Origin of the sequence: Paraeggerthella hominis (genome assembly GCF_021044775.1) — a bacterium.
In the GTDB taxonomy this organism is placed as follows: Bacteria; Actinomycetota; Coriobacteriia; order Coriobacteriales; family Eggerthellaceae; genus Paraeggerthella; species Paraeggerthella hominis.
In genome coordinates this window covers 180555-197502 of sequence record NZ_JAJNOQ010000001.1, presented here as the reverse complement: position 1 = coordinate 197502, position 16948 = coordinate 180555, and the positions used below count along the sequence as shown (strand labels likewise).

17 protein-coding genes are annotated in these 16948 nt (G+C 64.9%); 16 read left to right on the top strand and 1 reads right to left on the bottom strand.

Annotation, left to right across the window (positions count from 1 at the left end):
- Positions 1-20 precede the first annotated feature (20 nt).
- The 14 genes from dusB (at position 21) to LQE90_RS00805 (ending at position 13880) form a co-directional block, all read left to right on the top strand.
- On the top strand, positions 21-992 hold the full coding sequence (gene dusB, locus LQE90_RS00870; RefSeq protein WP_114565706.1) for a tRNA dihydrouridine synthase DusB: 972 nt from the start codon (positions 21-23) through the stop codon (positions 990-992).
- The gene (gene hemW, locus LQE90_RS00865) at positions 982-2094 is read left to right on the top strand and encodes a radical SAM family heme chaperone HemW (protein WP_216528534.1); all 1113 of its coding nucleotides are present in this window, start codon (positions 982-984) and stop codon (positions 2092-2094) included. The genes dusB and hemW overlap by 11 nt, the downstream gene beginning before the upstream one ends.
- A 230-nt stretch (positions 2095-2324) precedes the next feature.
- Positions 2325-3386, top strand: a complete 1062-nt coding sequence (hrcA, locus tag LQE90_RS00860; protein WP_114565940.1) for a heat-inducible transcriptional repressor HrcA — start codon at positions 2325-2327, stop codon at positions 3384-3386.
- Between the two features lie 75 nt (positions 3387-3461).
- Positions 3462-4598 carry a molecular chaperone DnaJ gene (gene dnaJ / locus LQE90_RS00855; protein WP_114565704.1) on the top strand — a complete coding sequence of 379 codons (1137 nt, stop codon included), beginning with the start codon at positions 3462-3464 and terminating at the stop codon, positions 4596-4598.
- 71 nt (positions 4599-4669) lie between these two features.
- On the top strand, positions 4670-5614 hold the full coding sequence (locus LQE90_RS00850; protein ID WP_216528533.1) for an RsmE family RNA methyltransferase: 945 nt from the start codon (positions 4670-4672) through the stop codon (positions 5612-5614).
- On the top strand, positions 5611-6885 hold the full coding sequence (gene mtaB / locus LQE90_RS00845; RefSeq protein ID WP_216528532.1) for a tRNA (N(6)-L-threonylcarbamoyladenosine(37)-C(2))-methylthiotransferase MtaB: 1275 nt from the start codon (positions 5611-5613) through the stop codon (positions 6883-6885). Before LQE90_RS00850 ends, mtaB begins: the two co-directional genes overlap by 4 nt.
- Positions 6886-6986: 101 nt before the next feature.
- On the top strand, positions 6987-8105 hold the full coding sequence (locus LQE90_RS00840; RefSeq protein WP_216528531.1) for a C39 family peptidase: 1119 nt from the start codon (positions 6987-6989) through the stop codon (positions 8103-8105).
- Positions 8106-8293: 188 nt separating this feature from the next.
- Positions 8294-9250 carry a PhoH family protein gene (locus tag LQE90_RS00835; protein WP_216528530.1) on the top strand — a complete coding sequence of 319 codons (957 nt, stop codon included), beginning with the start codon at positions 8294-8296 and terminating at the stop codon, positions 9248-9250.
- Positions 9251-9253: 3 nt separating this feature from the next.
- Positions 9254-9715, top strand: a complete 462-nt coding sequence (ybeY, locus tag LQE90_RS00830) for an rRNA maturation RNase YbeY (protein ID WP_114565699.1) — start codon at positions 9254-9256, stop codon at positions 9713-9715.
- Between the two features lie 9 nt (positions 9716-9724).
- On the top strand, positions 9725-10207 hold the full coding sequence (locus LQE90_RS00825) for a diacylglycerol kinase family protein (RefSeq protein WP_231088154.1): 483 nt from the start codon (positions 9725-9727) through the stop codon (positions 10205-10207).
- A gap of 55 nt (positions 10208-10262) precedes the next feature.
- Positions 10263-11165 (top strand): GTPase Era, encoded by a 903-nt coding sequence (gene era, locus LQE90_RS00820; protein WP_114565698.1) that lies wholly within the window; start codon positions 10263-10265, stop codon positions 11163-11165.
- 158 nt (positions 11166-11323) lie between these two features.
- Positions 11324-12838: a PASTA domain-containing protein gene (locus LQE90_RS00815; protein ID WP_216528529.1), complete on the top strand. Its 1515-nt coding sequence runs from the start codon at positions 11324-11326 to the stop codon at positions 12836-12838.
- Positions 12839-12845: 7 nt separating this feature from the next.
- Positions 12846-13613: a DNA repair protein RecO gene (recO, locus tag LQE90_RS00810; RefSeq protein WP_114565696.1), complete on the top strand. Its 768-nt coding sequence runs from the start codon at positions 12846-12848 to the stop codon at positions 13611-13613.
- Positions 13614-13631: 18 nt separating this feature from the next.
- On the top strand, positions 13632-13880 hold the full coding sequence (locus LQE90_RS00805; RefSeq protein ID WP_114565695.1) for a TIGR03905 family TSCPD domain-containing protein: 249 nt from the start codon (positions 13632-13634) through the stop codon (positions 13878-13880).
- Positions 13881-13916: 36 nt separating this feature from the next.
- Here the strand turns inward: LQE90_RS00805 and LQE90_RS00800 are convergent, their stop codons facing one another.
- Complete coding sequence (locus LQE90_RS00800; protein WP_216528528.1) at positions 13917-14660, bottom strand: C39 family peptidase; 744 nt, start codon at positions 14658-14660, stop codon at positions 13917-13919.
- A gap of 219 nt (positions 14661-14879) precedes the next feature.
- Between LQE90_RS00800 and LQE90_RS00795 the strand changes: the two genes are divergently transcribed.
- Together LQE90_RS00795 and LQE90_RS00790 are read left to right on the top strand one after the other, a co-directional pair.
- Entirely contained in the window at positions 14880-15575 is a 696-nt protein-coding gene (locus LQE90_RS00795; protein ID WP_216528527.1) for a response regulator transcription factor, read from the top strand.
- 25 nt (positions 15576-15600) lie between these two features.
- Complete coding sequence (locus LQE90_RS00790) at positions 15601-16779, top strand: sensor histidine kinase (protein ID WP_225749185.1); 1179 nt, start codon at positions 15601-15603, stop codon at positions 16777-16779.
- Positions 16780-16948: the final 169 nt, after the last annotated feature.

The following is a 16948-nucleotide window of genomic DNA, read 5'->3' as shown; positions in this document are numbered from 1 at the left end:
CCAACGAGCGAAAAGGCATCATGCACGATTTTTTCCAAAAGCACCGCCTGCTGCTCGCGCCCATGGCGGGCGTGAGCGACGAGGCGTTCAGGACGCTCTGCCGCGAGCAGGGCGCCGATCTCACGTACACTGAAATGGTGTCGGCAAAAGGACTCTCGTACGCGAACGAGAAGACGCGCCACCTGCTTCACCTGGCCGCGGGCGAGGACCAGGTGGCCGTCCAGCTGTTCGGGCACGAACCCGATACGATGGCGGCACAGGCCGGGTGGATCGAGCAGGAAATGGGGGAGAGCCTTGCCTACCTCGACATCAACATGGGCTGTCCGGCGCGCAAGATCGTCACGAAGGGCGACGGCTCGGCCCTCATGAAGGACCCTGCGCTGGCGGCGCGCATCGTGCGGTCCGTGGCGGATGCCGTGGAGCACCCGGTGACGGTGAAGTTCCGCCGCGGTTGGGCGATGGGCGATGAAAGCGCCCCCGAGTTCGCGCGTCGCATGGAAGACGCGGGCGCGGCGGCCGTGGCCGTGCACGGGCGGTTCGCCGAGCAGCTGTACCGCGGCAGCGCCGATTGGGGCGTGATCTCCCGCGTGAAGGAGGCCGTAAGCGTTGCGGTGATCGGCAACGGCGACGTGAAGCGCGGCTGCGACGCGGCGGCCATGGTCGAGCGCACGGGCTGCGATGCCGTGATGATCGCCCGCGCGGCAGAGGGAAACCCCTGGTTGTTCGCGCAGGCGAAGGCGGCGCTTGCCGGGCGCGCCGAGCCTGCGATGCCGAACGTAGACGAGCGCATAGCCATGGCGCGACGTCATGCGCGGCTGCTTTCCGAGCGCGAGGGCAAGAACATCGTGCGCATGCGCAAGCATGCCATGTGGTATCTGGCCGGCCTGCCGGGCGCGGCGTCGGCGCGCGGGAAGATCAACGCCTGCGTGACCGTGGAGGACTTCGACCGGGTGTTCGACGAGTTGCTGGAAAGGGCCCATCATGCCTCATGATCCGTATCGCGCGCTGTACCTGCACCTGCCGTTCTGCGTGAAGCGGTGCGGATACTGCGACTTCGCCACGGCGGCGGTGCCGACGGATGCGCCGGAGATCGACGCGTACGTGGACGACTTGGTGCTTCAAGTTCGTCGCAAGGCGAAAGAAGGCGAGCTGGGCTCCGTTGAAACGGTGTACCTCGGCGGAGGGACCCCGAGCCATCTGGGCCTTTCGCGCTTGTCGATGCTGCTGTACACGCTGTCCTTGTCCATGCGGCTCGAGCCCGACGTGGAATGCACCATGGAAGCGAACCCCGAAAGCCTGACCGAGCGCATGGTGCGCGACATCTGGGCGCTGGGCGTGAACCGGCTGTCCATCGGCGTGCAGAGCTTCGACGACGAGGTGCTGCGCACGCTCGGTCGCGCGCATTCCGCCGACGATGCGCGCCGGGCTATCGAAGCGGCGCTGACCCGGTTCGAAAACGTCAGCGTGGACTTGATGTGCGGCATTCCGGGCCAGAGCGACGTTAGCTTCGAGGCGAGCGTGCGCGAAGCCGTTGCGCTCGGGGCGACCCATGTGAGCGTGTACCCCCTCATCGTCGAGCCGCACACGCCGTTCGACGCGGCTGTTCTGGCGGGCGAGCTGGACGAGGTTGACGACGACGTGGAGGCATCGCACATGGAGATCGCCGCGCGGGTTCTGACCGAAACCGGCTTCGAGCGGTACGAGGTGGCCAGCTACGCGCGGCCGGGTTTCGCGTGCCGCCACAACATCGCGTACTGGACGGGCGTGCCCTACCTGGGCCTGGGCCGCAGCGCCGCCACCATGACGCAGAACGCCGAGCGGCGCATGCGGGTGAAGGACGGCGTGGTCACCGACGATCTGGATGCGCGCCAAATGGCGGCGGAAGACCTCATGCTGGGCATGCGCATGACGCGCGGCGTGTCCGACGCGCGCGTTGAACGCGCGGCGGGGCTGCTGCCGCGGGTAGGCGAAACGCTTGCCGACCTGGAAGACCGGGGCCTGGTCGTTCACGAAGGCGGTCGCTGGCGACCCACGGAACGCGGGTGGCTTTGCGGCAACGAGCTGTACGGGGACCTGTTCGATCTTGCTCCGTAAGCGCCTCGAGGGGAGCGATCCGCACCTCGGCGTCTTCGTGCTCGACGGTGTCGCAGGTCCCGATTTGCGCCCACGTTCGCGGTCGTCTGCCTTCCGGCGGCTCCGATTTGGCGGCGAGCCGCCGCGTTCTGTGACGCTTCCGTTGAGATTCTCCATAATTGTCACCTTTTTTAGCACTCTCTTGCATCGGCTGCTAAAATGACACGTTGGTATTGCATCGCCTGGTGCCGATGAAGCGGCGGCTTGAGCGGTGGAAGAGAGAGGAAAGGTGGAGAAGCGTGCTTTCGGATCGAAGGCAAAGGGTGCTTGCAGCCCTCATCGAAGAATACGTCGCGCGCGCTCTGCCGGTGGGCTCGCGCACGTTGACGGAGCGCTACCAGCTGGGCGTGAGCCCCGCGACGGTGCGCAACGAACTGTCGGTTCTCGAGGACGGCGGCTATATCGCGCAGCCGCACACGTCGGCGGGGCGCATCCCGACCGATCACGGGTACCGCGCGTTCGTCGACAACCTGCTGCAGACCGACCTTGCGGGCGACGATGATCGTTACAGCCCCGTGGTGGACCAGCTGCGCCGCAGTGCGAGCGAGCTGGACGCCCTGCTCGAGCAGACGTCGTCGGCTCTGACGCGCTTGACCGACTGCCTTTCCATCGTGATCGCCCCCTCGGTCCTCAACCTGCATATCAAGCAGCTTTCCCTGATATCGCTGTCGTCCATGAGGGCGCTCGTGGTGCTGGTGACCGAAGACGGCCAGGTGTTCAATCGCCAGATGGAGTTCGCCGAAGAGGTTTCGGGCGACGATCTGGCGCACGTGCAGCATTTCCTGAGCGACGTCTTCACGGGCAAGTCGCTCCAGGAAATCGAAGACGGGCTGGGGCAGGGCATGGTCGAGGCGTTTCGCGACCCGCTCGTGCGCATGGCGCTCGACGAGGTTCTGTCGTGCTTGCAGGAAAGCGAGCAGTCGCGCGCGCATCGCCTAGGCGTAAGCTCGCTGCTCAGCCAGCCTGAATTCAGCCAGTCGCAGGCGTTGCTGCCCGTCATGCAAGTGCTCGAGGACGACACGGTGCTCCTGCAGATCATGGACGAGGCGTCCCGTCAGGCTGCCGGCGTTCCAAGCGTGCGCATCGGCAGCGAAAACGATGCCGCGGCGCTTTCGGGCGTGTCGGTGGTGGCAAGCCGGTACGGACGGGGCGAGTCTGCCGGCGTGGTGGCCGTGGTAGGCCCTACGCGCATGGATTACTCGAAGGTTATCCGCGCGGTGCGCATAGCAAGCTCCGCGCTCGAAGACGTATAGCAGTTAGGTAGAAGCAAAAACGAGTGCAGCGGAAGGGGCGGTCCTTCCGCTGGTGAAGAAAGGTTTCAACGACAGATGGCCAAGGATCTGTACGAAGTTCTGGGAGTGTCGCGGGACGCGAACGAAGACGAGATCAAGAAGGCGTTTCGCCGCCGCGCGCGCGAGCTGCACCCCGATGTAAACAAAGCCCCCGATGCCGAGGACCAGTTCAAAGAGCTCAACGAAGCGTACGACGTGCTGTCCGATCCGGCGAAGCGCGCGCAGTACGACCGGTTCGGGACCATGCCGGGCGCGGCGGGCGGCGGCAACCCCTACGGCGGCGGTTACGTGGACTTCGAGGATTTGTTCGGCGGCGGCTTCGGCATGGGCGACATCTTCAGTTCGTTCTTCGGCGGGCAGGCCGCTGGCCATGCGCCCCAGCGCCGCGAAGGCCGCGACATGGGCGTCGGCTTGCGCCTGACGCTTGAGGAAGTGGCCGCTGGAGCCAAGAAGGAGATCGTGTACGATCGCCTGGCTCCGTGCCCCGACTGCGACGGCTCGGGCTTGGGCCCCGACGGTCGCGAGGTCGTGTGCCCCGATTGCAACGGGCAAGGCCGCGTGGTCACCGTGCAGCGTACGTTCTTGGGCGACATGCAGACGGCCACCACGTGCAAGACCTGCGGCGGCACCGGCCATACTATCGAGAACCCGTGCCCGGAATGCGAGGGCCAGGGCCGCGTGCCCGACCGCCAGCGCGTGACCGTGGAGGTTCCCGTGGGCATCCGCGATTCCCAGCAGCTTCGCCTGTCCGGCTTCGGCGAAGCAGGCATGCACGGCGCGCGTCCGGGCGACCTGATCGTAACCTGCCGCATCCAGCCGCATGAGTTCTTCGAACGCGATGGCGACAACCTGCACGCGCGTGCGAACGTGTCCATCGTGCAGGCAACGCTCGGTTCGGAAATCGAGATCGACGGCATCTTCGAGGACGAGAAGGTGCAGGTTCGCATTCCCGAAGGCTGCCAGAACGAGCAGGTGGTGCGCGTGAAGGGCTGCGGCATGCCGCGCTTCCGCAGCGACGCGCGCGGCGACATGTTCGTGCATGTGAACGTGCAGGTGCCCAAGAAGGTCACCAAGAAGCAGCGCGAGCTTTTGGAGCAGCTGGCCGAGGAGATGGGCGAGGACGTGGCCGACGAGCGCACGCCGTTGCAGAAACTGCGCGACGCGTTCCAGTAGGATCGTCGGCCTGCCGGCCGATGCGCCCACTTGTATCACCCTGCGACCGTTCGACCTGCGAGGTTCCCCGTATGTCCCTGCCACATTTCTACCTGCACGACCAGGTGATCGCCGACGAGCCCGCCGAGTCCTTCCCGTTGCGCTTGGCACGCGACGATGCCAAGCATGCGCGCGTGCTGCGCCTTGCTCCGGGCGAGCACATTGCCGTGGTGGATGCCGCGCAGGACTATTTCGAATGCGAGATCGTGTCGTTTTCCGACCAGATTCCCCTGGTGCGCGTAGCCCAGCGGTTCGAGCGCGGCTCCAACGGGCCCTCGGTGGTGCTCGTGCAGGGCCTTGCCAAGGGGGACAAGATGGAAACGGTCGTGCGCCACGCGACCGAGCTGGGAGTGAGCGGGTTCGTCCCGCTTTCATGCGAGCGCTCCATCGTCAAACTGGATGCGAAAAAGACTGCGTCCAAGGCGGAGCGTTGGCGTGCCATCGCCAAAAGCGCCGCCATGCAGTCGGGCCAGCGAGCGGTTCCCGAGGTGAGCGCGCCTTTGTCGCTTGCCGAGGCGTGCGCGTTCGCGAAGAACGCGACTGCGGTGCTGATCTGCTGGGAAGAGGCTCCGCAGACGGCGCGCTTGGAGGACGCGATCGCGCGTGGCCTCATGCGCAACAGCATGCCGGCCGACGAGGCGCGCATTGTCGTGGTGGTCGGCCCGGAAGGCGGTTTGACGCAGCGTGAGGTGGATGCGCTTCTGGAATGCAACCCTTCTTCGGCGCTGGTCACGCTGGGACCTTCCATTCTGCGTACGGAAACGGCGGGCATCGTGGCGCCGGCGCTCGTGCTCTACGAGCTGGGTCGCATGGCGGCGGTGAGCGACCGGGGCGATGCGGGCGACGGGGCGGATCCGTTGCCGAGCGGCGCCTCCGAGGGCGAATCCGTCCGTACGCCCGAGCAGGCGGGCGAAGCCGGGGAAGCGGGCCGCCGGACGCTCGATCCCGGCCGCGCTCCTCGAAAGGGACTGCTATGAGCTTCGCCGTGGTGAACCTGGGGTGCAAGGTGAACCGGGTCGAGTCGGATTCCTTCGCCGCCGCCTTGCTTGCCCGAGGGCAGGCCTGCGTTGCTGAAAGCGAAGCCGATTTGATCGTGGTGAACACGTGCACCGTTACCGGCGAGGCCGAGAAGAAGACGCGCAAGGCCGTGCGGCGCGCGCTGCGTTGCAACGATCGTGCCGCGGTGGCGGTTACCGGGTGCGCGGTGGCCATCGACGCCGCAACGTACGAGGCTATGGATCCGCGCGTGCGCGTCGTGGGCAAGGGCCAGCTTCTGGAGCAGATCGAGCAAGGGCAATGGGATCATACGGGCGCCGTTCCTTGCGTCGCCAAGGCGGGCGAAGGGGACGTCGAGTTTGCGCCTGCTTCAGTGCTGCCGCTGGGCCGGGGCTTTCGGACGCGCGTGGGCGTGAAGGTTCAGGACGGATGCGACAACGCGTGCACGTACTGCATCGTGCACGTGGCGCGCGGTCGCGCCGTCAGTCGTCCAGCCGACGACGTGGCGGCCGAATGCGCATCGCTCGCACGCGCTGGAGCGCGCGAGATCGTGCTGACCGGCATCAACCTGGGGTCGTATCGCGACGGCGCGCGGCGCGACCCAAGCGCGTTGCGCCTGGCCGATCTGCTGCGCCGCCTGCTCGACGAGACGGCGGGCCTGCACGAATCCGACGCGCCTCCCGTGCGCTTCCGCGTGTCGAGTATCGAGCCGCGCGACGTTGACGAGGCGTTCATCGAGCTGCTGGCTTCTGCGCAGGGTCGCGTGTGCCGCCATCTGCACCTGCCCTTGCAGGCGGGTAGCAACAAGGTGCTGCGCGAGATGGCGCGTCCTTACGATGCGAGGCGTTTCGAGGCGCTCGTGGACCGATTGCGCGCCAGCGTGCCCGGCATCAGCCTGTCGACCGACGTCATCGTGGGCTTTCCGGGCGAGACCGATGCCGAGTTCCAGGAGACGCTTGCCGTGGCGCGGCGTTGCCGCTTCTCGAAGATTCACGTGTTTCCCTATTCGCGCCGCGAGGGAACGCCGGCGGCTGCGCGCGACGACCAGGTGACTTCCGAGGTCAAGGCGTCGCGCGCCGCAGCCCTGCGCGCCCTCGGCGACGAGCTGCGCGCCGCCGACCGCGCCCGTCGCGTGGGAACCGTCGAGCTTGCCCTGGTGGAAGAGGGCGGCGTGGCCATGACGGAAAGCTATCACGAGGTGGACGCTCCTGCGGGCGCGCAAGTCGGGTCGCTCGTCGAGGTCGCCCTGTAGCCAACTGCTGGCGGAAGTCCTGTACGACCGACTTCCGTCTGGCGTTCGCGCAGGTGCAACGGTATACTCTGTTTCGATAACGATCGCGAAACGGGGAAGCCATGACCGACGAAGAGGCGCGCGAGCGAGCGCGCAAACGGCTTGAAGAGCGAACCGCACGGCGCAACGGGCAAGCGGCCGGCCCGCATCCGCCACGTGAAGCGTCGTCGCGCCCCGATGGTCGGCAAGCCCGCCGCGCAGGTGCGGGCGAGCAGCATCATGGCGGCTCGAAACCGGCCGACCTCTTGCTTGCGGGCGTCGATGCCGTGTCGAATGCCGTCCGCGCACTCGGTCCGAAGCGCCTGCTTGCAGGGCTTGCGGCCGTGCTCCTGATCGTGCTGGCCGTGGTGGGCGTTCGCAGCTGCGCAAGCTGCACGGCCGAGCAGCCCGAGCCGGCTCCCGATCCTGCCCCTGAAGCGCAGCAACCGCAGAAAGATCCCATCGACCAGGCGGCTCTTTCCGCGATACTCGGAGACGACCTGACCGCGCAGCTTGTGAAAGCGGCCGAGACCAGCGACGATGCGGCTTGGATTGCCGCGCATCCCCAAGCGTACGCGGTTGACGGCGAAGCGGTGCAGTACAAGCTGCTCAAACTGGCGGCGACCGAGCCCGAGGCCGTTTCCTCCGTCAGGCAGTTCCCCGACGCGTATCCTGCCAGCGAAGCCGGGGCGTGCGACGAGGCGCGCAAAGGCGAGGTGCCCCGGCTGTACCAGTGGGACAGCCGCTGGGGCTTCACCGTGTACAGCTCGACCACGTTCGCGCTTACGGGGTGCTGTCCCACGGCGCTTTCCATGGTGTACCAGGGTTTGACGGGCAAAAGCGACCTGTCGCCCTACGACATGGGCGTTCGGGCGAAGCAGGGCGGCTACATGGCCACCTTCGACGGCACGGATTCGTCCTTCTTGACCAACGAAGCGGCGTCGCTCGGCCTGTCCTGCCAGCCGATCGGGGTCGATGCGGGAAGCCTGCGCAGCGCGCTCGAAAGCGGCGCGGTGGTCATCTGCAACGTCGGCCCCGGCGATTTCACGGACAACGGCCACTTCTTCGTCGTAACGGGGCTCGCCGACGACGGCACGCTCAAGGTGAACGATCCGTACTCGGCGCAGCGCTCGGATCGAACGTGGAGCATCGACCAGGTGATCGGCCAGACCAAGACGCTCTGGGCGTACCGCCTGGCCTAGGGACGGTCCCGCGGACTGCATTGTCGCCCGAAACGTACGGTTTCTGCGGCAAAACCGTACGTTTCGGGCGACAATGCGAATCGACTGCGAACTTGTTCCGGGCACCGTTTTGGGCACCTGCACCATATTCCCTTGTCGGTTCGGTGACATCGTCTCCGAGCGGGCGGCCGCATGGTACAATAGCCGGCATGACTGATCAGACGCACATTACCCTCACGGCTCCTCAGAGCGTGAACATGGCGCTCATCGTGGGCCCGGCCGACGAGCTGTTGCACATCGTGGAAAGCGCGTTCGAGGCGCGCATCACGGTACGGGGCGATTCCATCATGCTCGAAGGCGATCCCATCGAGGTGCAGTCGCTTACCGTTTTGTTCTCGGATCTCATCAAGCTGGTGGAAGGCGGCGACGAGCCCACTTCGGACTACGTCCGTCGCGCTATCGACCTGCTGCGCACGGCTGAATTCTCGCCGCGCGCTTTGCGCGAGGACATCCTGCTCACGTACCGAGGACGGGCCATACGCCCGAAGACCGCCGGTCAGAAGCAGTACGTGGACGCCATTCGCGAAAACACCGTCACCTTCGGCATCGGGCCGGCCGGAACGGGCAAGACCTACCTGGCCATGGCCATGGCGGTGGCTGCGCTCAAGCGCAAGGAAGTGGGACGCATCATCTTGACGAGGCCCGTCGTGGAGGCGGGGGAGAGCCTGGGCTTTCTGCCGGGCACCTTGACCGAAAAGGTGGATCCCTACATCCGGCCGCTTTACGACGCTCTGTTCGACATGACCGACATGGAGCGCGCAACCCAGCTCATAGACAACGGCGTCATCGAGATCGCCCCGCTTGCGTTCATGCGCGGGCGCACGCTCAACGACAGCTTCATTATCCTCGACGAGGCGCAGAACACCACGCCCGAGCAGATGAAGATGTTCTTGACGCGTTTGGGATTCGGTTCCAAGATGGTGATCACGGGCGACGTGACCCAGCTCGATCTGCCGCGCGGCATTTCCGGGCTCAAGGGCGTCCGCCACATTCTCGAAGACGTGGACGATATCGCGTTTTGCGACTTCTCCGGCAAAGACGTGGTGCGCCATTCCCTGGTGGCCGCCATCGTATCCGCCTACGACCAGGCAAGCAAGAAGGGATAAGCCATGGATATCCAGATCAACTACGATTTCAGAAAAGACGAGCTGGAAAAGCTGCCGCTGCACGAGTTGACCCAGTTCGTGCTGACGCGCGAGGACAAGCCCTTCAACACCGAGGTGTCCATCAGCTTCGTCACCGACGAGGCCATCGCCGAGCTGAACGAGAAGTACCGTCAGAAATCCGGTCCCACCGACGTGCTGTCGTTCGAGTGCGACGGCGTGGACGACGATCTGTCGGCCATGACGCTGGCGCAGGACCCCGTGTTCGAGCTGGGCGACGTGATCATCGCCCCGGACGTGGCAAGCAGGCAGACGCGCGAGTTCGGTACCACCTTCGAAGAGGAGATCAGCTTGCTTCTCGTGCATGGCCTGCTGCACCTGTGCGGCTACGATCACATCGAGGACGACGAGGCCGAGGTCATGGAAAAGCGCGAGGCCGAGATCCTCGAAGCCTGGTCGAAGCGCTAAGCGCTCGACGTGATCACGAAAGCGTCGAACATCATGGACGAGGACGGGGAAAAGCGCGCTTCTGCGCAGGGGGACGTGCGGGACGAAGAAGGGTTCGTCCGCAATCGGGCGTCGAAGGAATCGCATGCGAGGTTTTCGCTCGGCCGCGCGTTCTCATGCGCGGGAGACGGGCTTGTCTTCGCGGTGCGCACGCAGCGCAATATGAAGATACACCTGGCCGTTGCCGCAGCGGCCGTGATCCTGGGCGTTCTGCTGCGCATCGACGCCGTATCGTGGATCGCGATCGTTTTGTGCATCGCCGCGGTGTTCGCGGCGGAGTGCTTCAACACGGCGCTCGAATCGGTGGTCGACCTGGTGTCGCCCGGGTACCACGAGCTGGCGCGGCGCGCGAAGGACTGCGCGGCGGCGGCCGTGCTCGTGTTCGCCCTCGCCGCTGTGACGGTGGCCGCGCTCGTGTTCGTCCCTCGCTTGGCGGCGCTGCTCGGGGCGTAGAACTTCAGCGTCGCGCAAAGATACAGAATCGGTTGGAAGGAACGCAACCTTGAAAATGCCCGAACACTTCAAATCCGGCTTCGTCACGTTGGTGGGCAGGCCGAACGCCGGCAAGTCGACGTTGCTCAACGCGATCATGGGCAAGAAGATCGCCATCACGTCGAACACCGTGCAAACCACGCGCCACCGCTTCCGCGCGGTCTACACCAAAGACGACTACCAGATGATCATCGTGGACACGCCCGGCCTGCACAAGCCGCATGACGCGCTGGGCGAGGAGCTGAACGTCTCCGCGCTCAAGGCGCTCGAGGACGTGGACGTGGTGGCCATGCTCATCGACGCGTCGAAGCCCGTGGGCCGCGGCGACGAGTGGGTGGCCGAGCAGCTGCGCCGATCGCGCGCGAAGAAGATCTGCGTGCTGTCCAAGACCGACCTCGTGAATCCCGAGCAGCTTTCCCGCCAACGCGAAGCGGCCGAGAAGCTTGGCGAATGGGATGCGATGGTGGGCTTGTCCTCCGAGACCGGGAAGAACGTAGACGCGTTCATCGAGGAAGTGGTGTTCCTGCTGCCCGAGGGCCCGGCGTGGTTCCCGCTCGACATGGAAACCGACCAGCCGATCGAGGTCGTGGTGGCGGAGTTCATCCGCGAGAAGATCCTGCGTTCGTTCCACGACGAAGTGCCCCATGCTATCGGCGTGCAGGTGGAAGAGATGGAATACGACCGCAAGAAGGATCTCCATCGCATCTTCGCGCGCATCTACGTGGAGCGCGACAGCCAGAAGGGCATCATCATCGGCAAACGAGGCGCCGCCATCAAGCAGATCGGCACCGAAGCGCGCGCCGACCTTGAGCAGCTGCTGGGCACGCGGGTGTTCTTGGACCTGTCGGTCAAGGTGAAGAAGAACTGGCGGCGCGACGAGAACCAGATTCGCCGATTCGGCTACGGCGAGGGCTTGTAGGGCTTGGATGCGCGCGCTTCGGCGCGCCGAAGCCAGCTTGGCTCGCGTTTTTTTGCAAGTATTGTCGTGAACCGGAGGTTCGCCGGGTTGTTCGGGTGCTCTCGTGGTTTTTCGGCTACAATCTTTTCGTACCGTCACCTGCGAGGGAGTAAGTCAGCATGATCTGTCCTCATTGCCATTCCGAAAACCGCGACGGCGCGAAGTTCTGCAACGAATGCGGACTGCCGCTGTCGGGGAAAATAGCCGAGGTTGCCGCCGCGGTCGATGCCGATCGAGAGTCGCTTGCGCCTGTACCCGAAGCCGCGAACGACGACGAGCTCGATCCCGATTTCGCAGGCTCGGTCTCTTCCGACGAGGAAGAGCCGACTGCCGGCGTGCAGGCGGGATCATCCGGCCCGCTCGACCCCGCCAAGCTTCCCGCCATAGACGTTGCGGGCGTGAACGTCGACGAAGACGGCAACGCGTTCGATTTCAGCCCGTCCGACGAAGAAGCCGTCTCCGATGAGGCTTCCGAGGAGCCGCCGACGCGTGACGACGATCTGACCCCGTTCATTCCGAAGCGTTCTCAGGAAGACTTCGAGGCGGGGCGCACAGCCGACCTTTCCGGCCTTGACGAGTGCTTGGTCGATTCCAACTACGTGCCGCCGCAATCGTCGTGGCGTTCCGGCGGCACGATGGAAATGCCGCGTATCGAAGGCGGCGCAGCGCCGAAGCAGAAGGAGTTCCGCGCGCCCGATCCGAACGCGAAGAAGGGCGGCAAGGGCAAGGTGGTTGCCATCGTGCTCGCATGCTTGGTGGCCGCCGCGGGAATCGCAGCGGTTGCGACGTACCAGATGGAGCTTTGGGGCGGAAAGATCCTTCCCAATGTTGTGGGCATGACGCAGACCGACGCCACCTACGTGCTTGAGGGCAAGGGCTTCGCGGTGCGCACCATGCAGGTGAAGTCCGACGAGACCGAAGGCGTCGTGCTGCTTATGGACCCGGGCGCCGGCGCGCGACAAGACGAGGGAACCGAGGTTGTCATACATGTGTCGGAAGCGCGCGTCGTGCCCGAAACGGTAGGCATCCAGCGCGATGAAGCCGCTGCGAAGCTGAAGGAATTCGGTTTCGAGAACGTGAAGTTCGTGACGCAGAAATCAGACGAGCGCGAAGGCATCGTCTTGGCCGTTTCCCCCGAAGCCGGTACGAAGGCCAAGGCGAACGAGCCCGTCACCGTTACGGTGGCCGCTGCATACACGGTTCCCGATATCACGGGGATGACCTGGGATCAGGCGGTTGCCGCGATCGAGGCCGAGGGCCTGACGGCCACGAGCGCCTACGTTTACGATGACGCTGCGGCTGACGGAACCATCCTGGGCACGTCGCCTGCGGCAGGCGAGAAGGTTGCGTCGGGTTCGAGCGTTACCGTCAACATCGCGCGTTCGCGCGGGGCCGAGCTGACGGCGGCGGCGCAGGCGTATCTGGCAAGTGCGGGCACGGTGAACATCGGGGGGACCACCTACGCGATCCAGTCGGTCGACGGCATAACGTACCAAGGAAACGACACGACCGCTTTCACCATCACGGCTGCGGCGATAACCACGCTCGACGGCGAGACGGTGCGCGGCTCGTACAAGCAGAAGAGCGGCGTTATCGTTTGGGACAGCGCGAACAGCATCGTGAGCATTTCGTAGGCGCGGCGTGGCTCAGCCAACCTACGATGCGCGCGGCATCGTGCTGCGCAAGACGAAGCTGGGCGAGAGCGATCTGATCCTGACGATGCTCGTCGAGGACGGTTCGCAGGTGCGCGCGGTGGCGAAGGGCGCGCGCAAGCCTGCGAGCTCTTTCGCTTCGCGTTTGGAGCTCTATTCGGTGGCAGACGTGCTTTTAGCGCGGGGGCGCAGCCTTGACGTGGTGAAGGAAGCGCGCTTGGTGGAGAGCAACGAGCGCTTGCGCCGCGACATGGAGCACGCGGCCTGCGCGGCTCCCATGGCCGAGCTGCTCGACCGCGTTACGCAGATGGATCTGGAGAGCCCTCGGTTGTTCGCATTGACCTGCACCGCGCTCTCGTCTCTGGGACGGGTGGACGCATCGCGCGCTCCGTTGATCTGCGCAGCTCACCTGCTCAAGACCGTGTCGTTTGCGGGCTTGCGCCCCAGTTTGAGCGTCTGCGCGGGATGCGCCTGCGACGTTGCTTCTGCCGAACGCAGCGAGGTGTTCGTGTCGTATCGCGAGGGCGGGGTGCTCTGCTCAAGCTGCGCGTCCCAGGTTGAGTCGCAGCTGGTGCCCGGCGAGGTGGTAGCCTGGAGCAAAGCCCTGCTCTGCTCCACGTTCTCCGCCATCGAAGACATGGAGGCGGGTCCCTCCGAAGCCTTCGCGGTTCTGCGTTTTTGCCAGGAATGGATCTACGAACATGTTGGGACGCGCTTGAAATCGTTGAACTTTCTGTTCACGAGCGGGTTATTCTAGCAAGAGGAAAGGTTTGACATGTACACGTACAAGACGAGGGGAACGTGCTCCCGCGAGATCAACATCGAGCTTGAGGGCGATTCGGTGTCGCATATCGACTTCGTGGGGGGCTGCGACGGCAATCTGAAAGCTATCTCGAAGCTGGTTCAGGGCATGTCGGTGGACGAGGTTGCTGCGCTGCTCGAAGGCAATACGTGCGGCCGCCGTTCCACATCGTGCGCCGATCAGTTGGTGAAAGGGCTTCGCGAGGCGCAGACCGCCCGCTAGGGCCGCGCCTTCTGAACCGGGCGCGGCCCTAGCGGATCATGCCGCTTGGTACGCCCAGATGGCGCGGCATTGGCCGAGAACGGTTTGGAAATCCCAGCTTTGCGCGGTGCGCTCGGGGCTGTTGGGGTCGCGCACGATGAGCCGGCCTTGCTGGTCGATGCCTGCAAGCACGATGAAATGCCCCGTGGTGGTGAAGTCCCCGGGTCCTACGCTGCATATCACGGGCGACCCCGAAACGATCGCCCGCCTGATGCTGGCCTCGTCGGCGGGCAGCTCGGTTGCGGCAAGTCCCAGCCGGGCTGCGCCGTCGGTCATGAAGGTCCAGGCGGTGCCTTCGGTGGATGCCGCCCCCAGGCTTTCCGAGAACGCCCCCATATCGGCCGGGGTCATATCGTCTTTCCCGGTCAGAGCTATGTACGCCATGGTCATGCACGTGGGGCCGCAGCCGGTTTCCCCGAAGGAGTCTCCTGCGTACGTCGTGTTCGACCATGCGGGATCTTCCTGGTACAGGATCGGCATCTCGCCGATGTGCCAGGCGCTGCGCGGCGTGCTTTGCGCTGCGGGACCGGCGTTCGCGGTTGCCTGCGCGCCCTCGATGAGCGTCGTGAGCGAGGTGGCTGCGTAGAAGCACGCCCCGACGAGCGCGGCGACAAGTCCCGTCAACCCGGCCAGCTTGACGGCGCCGGCCCGTCCTTTCGCCGTGCCACGTCGAGCTGGCGCGCTGCGGCGGACGGGCCGATAGCCGTGACGATCGTGCTCGAACGAATTGGTGTAGCCCATAGCGGGTCCTTTCTACTGGCCGATGCGGCGGAGCGCCGCGGGGCGGGGCGTCGGTCCGCGCGAGCCTTCGCTTCCAGTATCCCCGCAGGCAGCTTTCGCGTCTCATAAGAAACGCCAACCGATGTATTAAGCTTTCCTTAAATTTTGAGTCGCCGCGACCGGGGGATCGACCGGGGCGGATACAATGAATCCAACGAGAGGCAAGGAAAGGGGCTAGACGTGGAGTCGAGGAACCGGGTGGCCGTATGCGATGACGAGCAGGCCATCGCCGACCTGGTAGGACAGCTGCTTTCCGAGCGGGGCTTCGAGCCCGCGGTGTTCTACGCGGGCGCCGATCTGCTCGACGTTTTCGAGCGCGAGGGGTTCGACCTCGTCATCCTCGATATCATGATGCCCGGTATGGACGGGTTCGCCTGCTGTCGCGAGATCCGCAGGACAAGCGCCGTTCCCATCATTTTCCTCACGGCGAAAGACGAGGAGATCGACAAGGTGGTCGGCTTCGAGCTGGGCGCCGACGACTACGTGGTCAAGCCGTTCAAGCCGCGCGAGCTGATAGCCCGCGTACGGGCGCGTCTTCGCCGCACGGCTCAACCCTCAGATGCGCGGTCAACGCCGTCGCTGTTGGAATCGAGCGGAATCGTGCTCGACGAGGGTGCCCACGAAGCCTCGCTGCACGGCGAACCGCTCACGCTCACGCCGAAGGAGTTCGCTATACTGGCGGAGCTGCTGCGCGCGAAAGGGCGGCCGGTGGCATCGCAATCGCTGTTCGAGAGCGTATGGAACGAACCTGCGAACCCTCAAAGCAACAACACGGTCATGGTGCATATCAGGCACGTGCGCAAGAAGCTGGCCGCCGTGGATTCCTCGCAGGAATTCATCGAGACGGTGTGGGGCGTCGGGTACAAGTTGGGCTGACAGCCTCGCGCTTGCAAGGAAAGGGATGGATGCTATGAAGGAAACGGTCCTCGACCAGGCCCGGCAGGATCAGACGCGCAGGCTTTCGAATGCCATTTTGCGCCGTACGATCGTGAACGTGATCCTGTTCTCGGTGGCGTACATAGCAGGGTTCGCGCTGTTCATGCTGACGCTGGGCAACGTCGTATCCAACCTCGTCTACCGATTGGTGCTGTACAACGACCAGATTCACGGACTGATCGCCATGCTGTTCATCCCGCTGACGATTTGCGGGTTCGTCCTGGGAATTGTGCTGGTGGTGCGCTCCGGCATTAACCGGGCGCTCGGCTACTTCGATCTGCTGCTCGACTCGGTGTCCGACATTCTCGCGAAGCGGGAAGGCCCCATCGTGCTGCCGGCCGAGCTGGCTCCAACGGCCATGGCTTTGAACGGGATAAAGGTGGAGTCGGAGCAGAACGAGCGCACGGCCAAGGCGGCCGAGGAGCGCAAAAACGAGCTGGTCATGTACTTGGCGCACGACATCAAGACGCCGCTCACGTCCATTATCGGCTACCTCTCGCTGCTTGAAGAGTCGCCCGACTTACCAGTGGAAGTCCGCGCTCGCTACACGGGCATCGCGTTGGCGAAGGCGCATCGGCTTGAGGAGCTGCTCGAAGAGTTCTTCGAGATCACGCGGTACAATTTACAGGCGCTTCCCATTGAGCGCTCGCGTTTCGACGGCGTTCTGTTCGTGAACCAGGTGATCGAGGAGTTCTATCCTCTGGCCGAAGGGCGCGCCCTGAGCCTGGCCTACGAAGGACCCGAGGAGCTTTCGGTCTTTGCGGACGCAAGCCGCGTCGCGCGCGTGCTCAACAACGTGATGAAGAACGCGGTGGCGTACGCCGATGCCGGAACCGACGTGGTCGTGCGCACGAACTTGACCGTTGCGGCGGACGGCTTCGTGTGGTGGGAGCTGACGGTGACCAACCGGGGCCGCGAACTGTCTCCCCAGCATATCGAGCGCATTTTCGAGAAGTTCTTCCGCGCGGACGAGGCGCGCGCCTCGTCGGGAGGGGCGGGGCTGGGGCTTGCCATCGCGCGCGAGATAGCGCGGGCGCACGGCGGCGACATCTATGCGACAAGCGATGCGGGCGTCACTTCGTTCACCATCTGGATTCCCCAGGGGCCGAGCGTGATCGCGCCGTCGCAGAGCGCTTGCGAGTGACCGACGCCGTTATATGTGGGCAAGCTGTGGCGCGCCCGTATCGTCTGCTTGCCGGGCGCGGGTGCTTGGCATACAATAGGCGGGCTGCGAAAACGCAGGCACTTTCCGCTTGGTTCGCATACGTCCACCGTATGTCCACCCAGAGGAAAGCGCGTACCCCGCGCTCCGT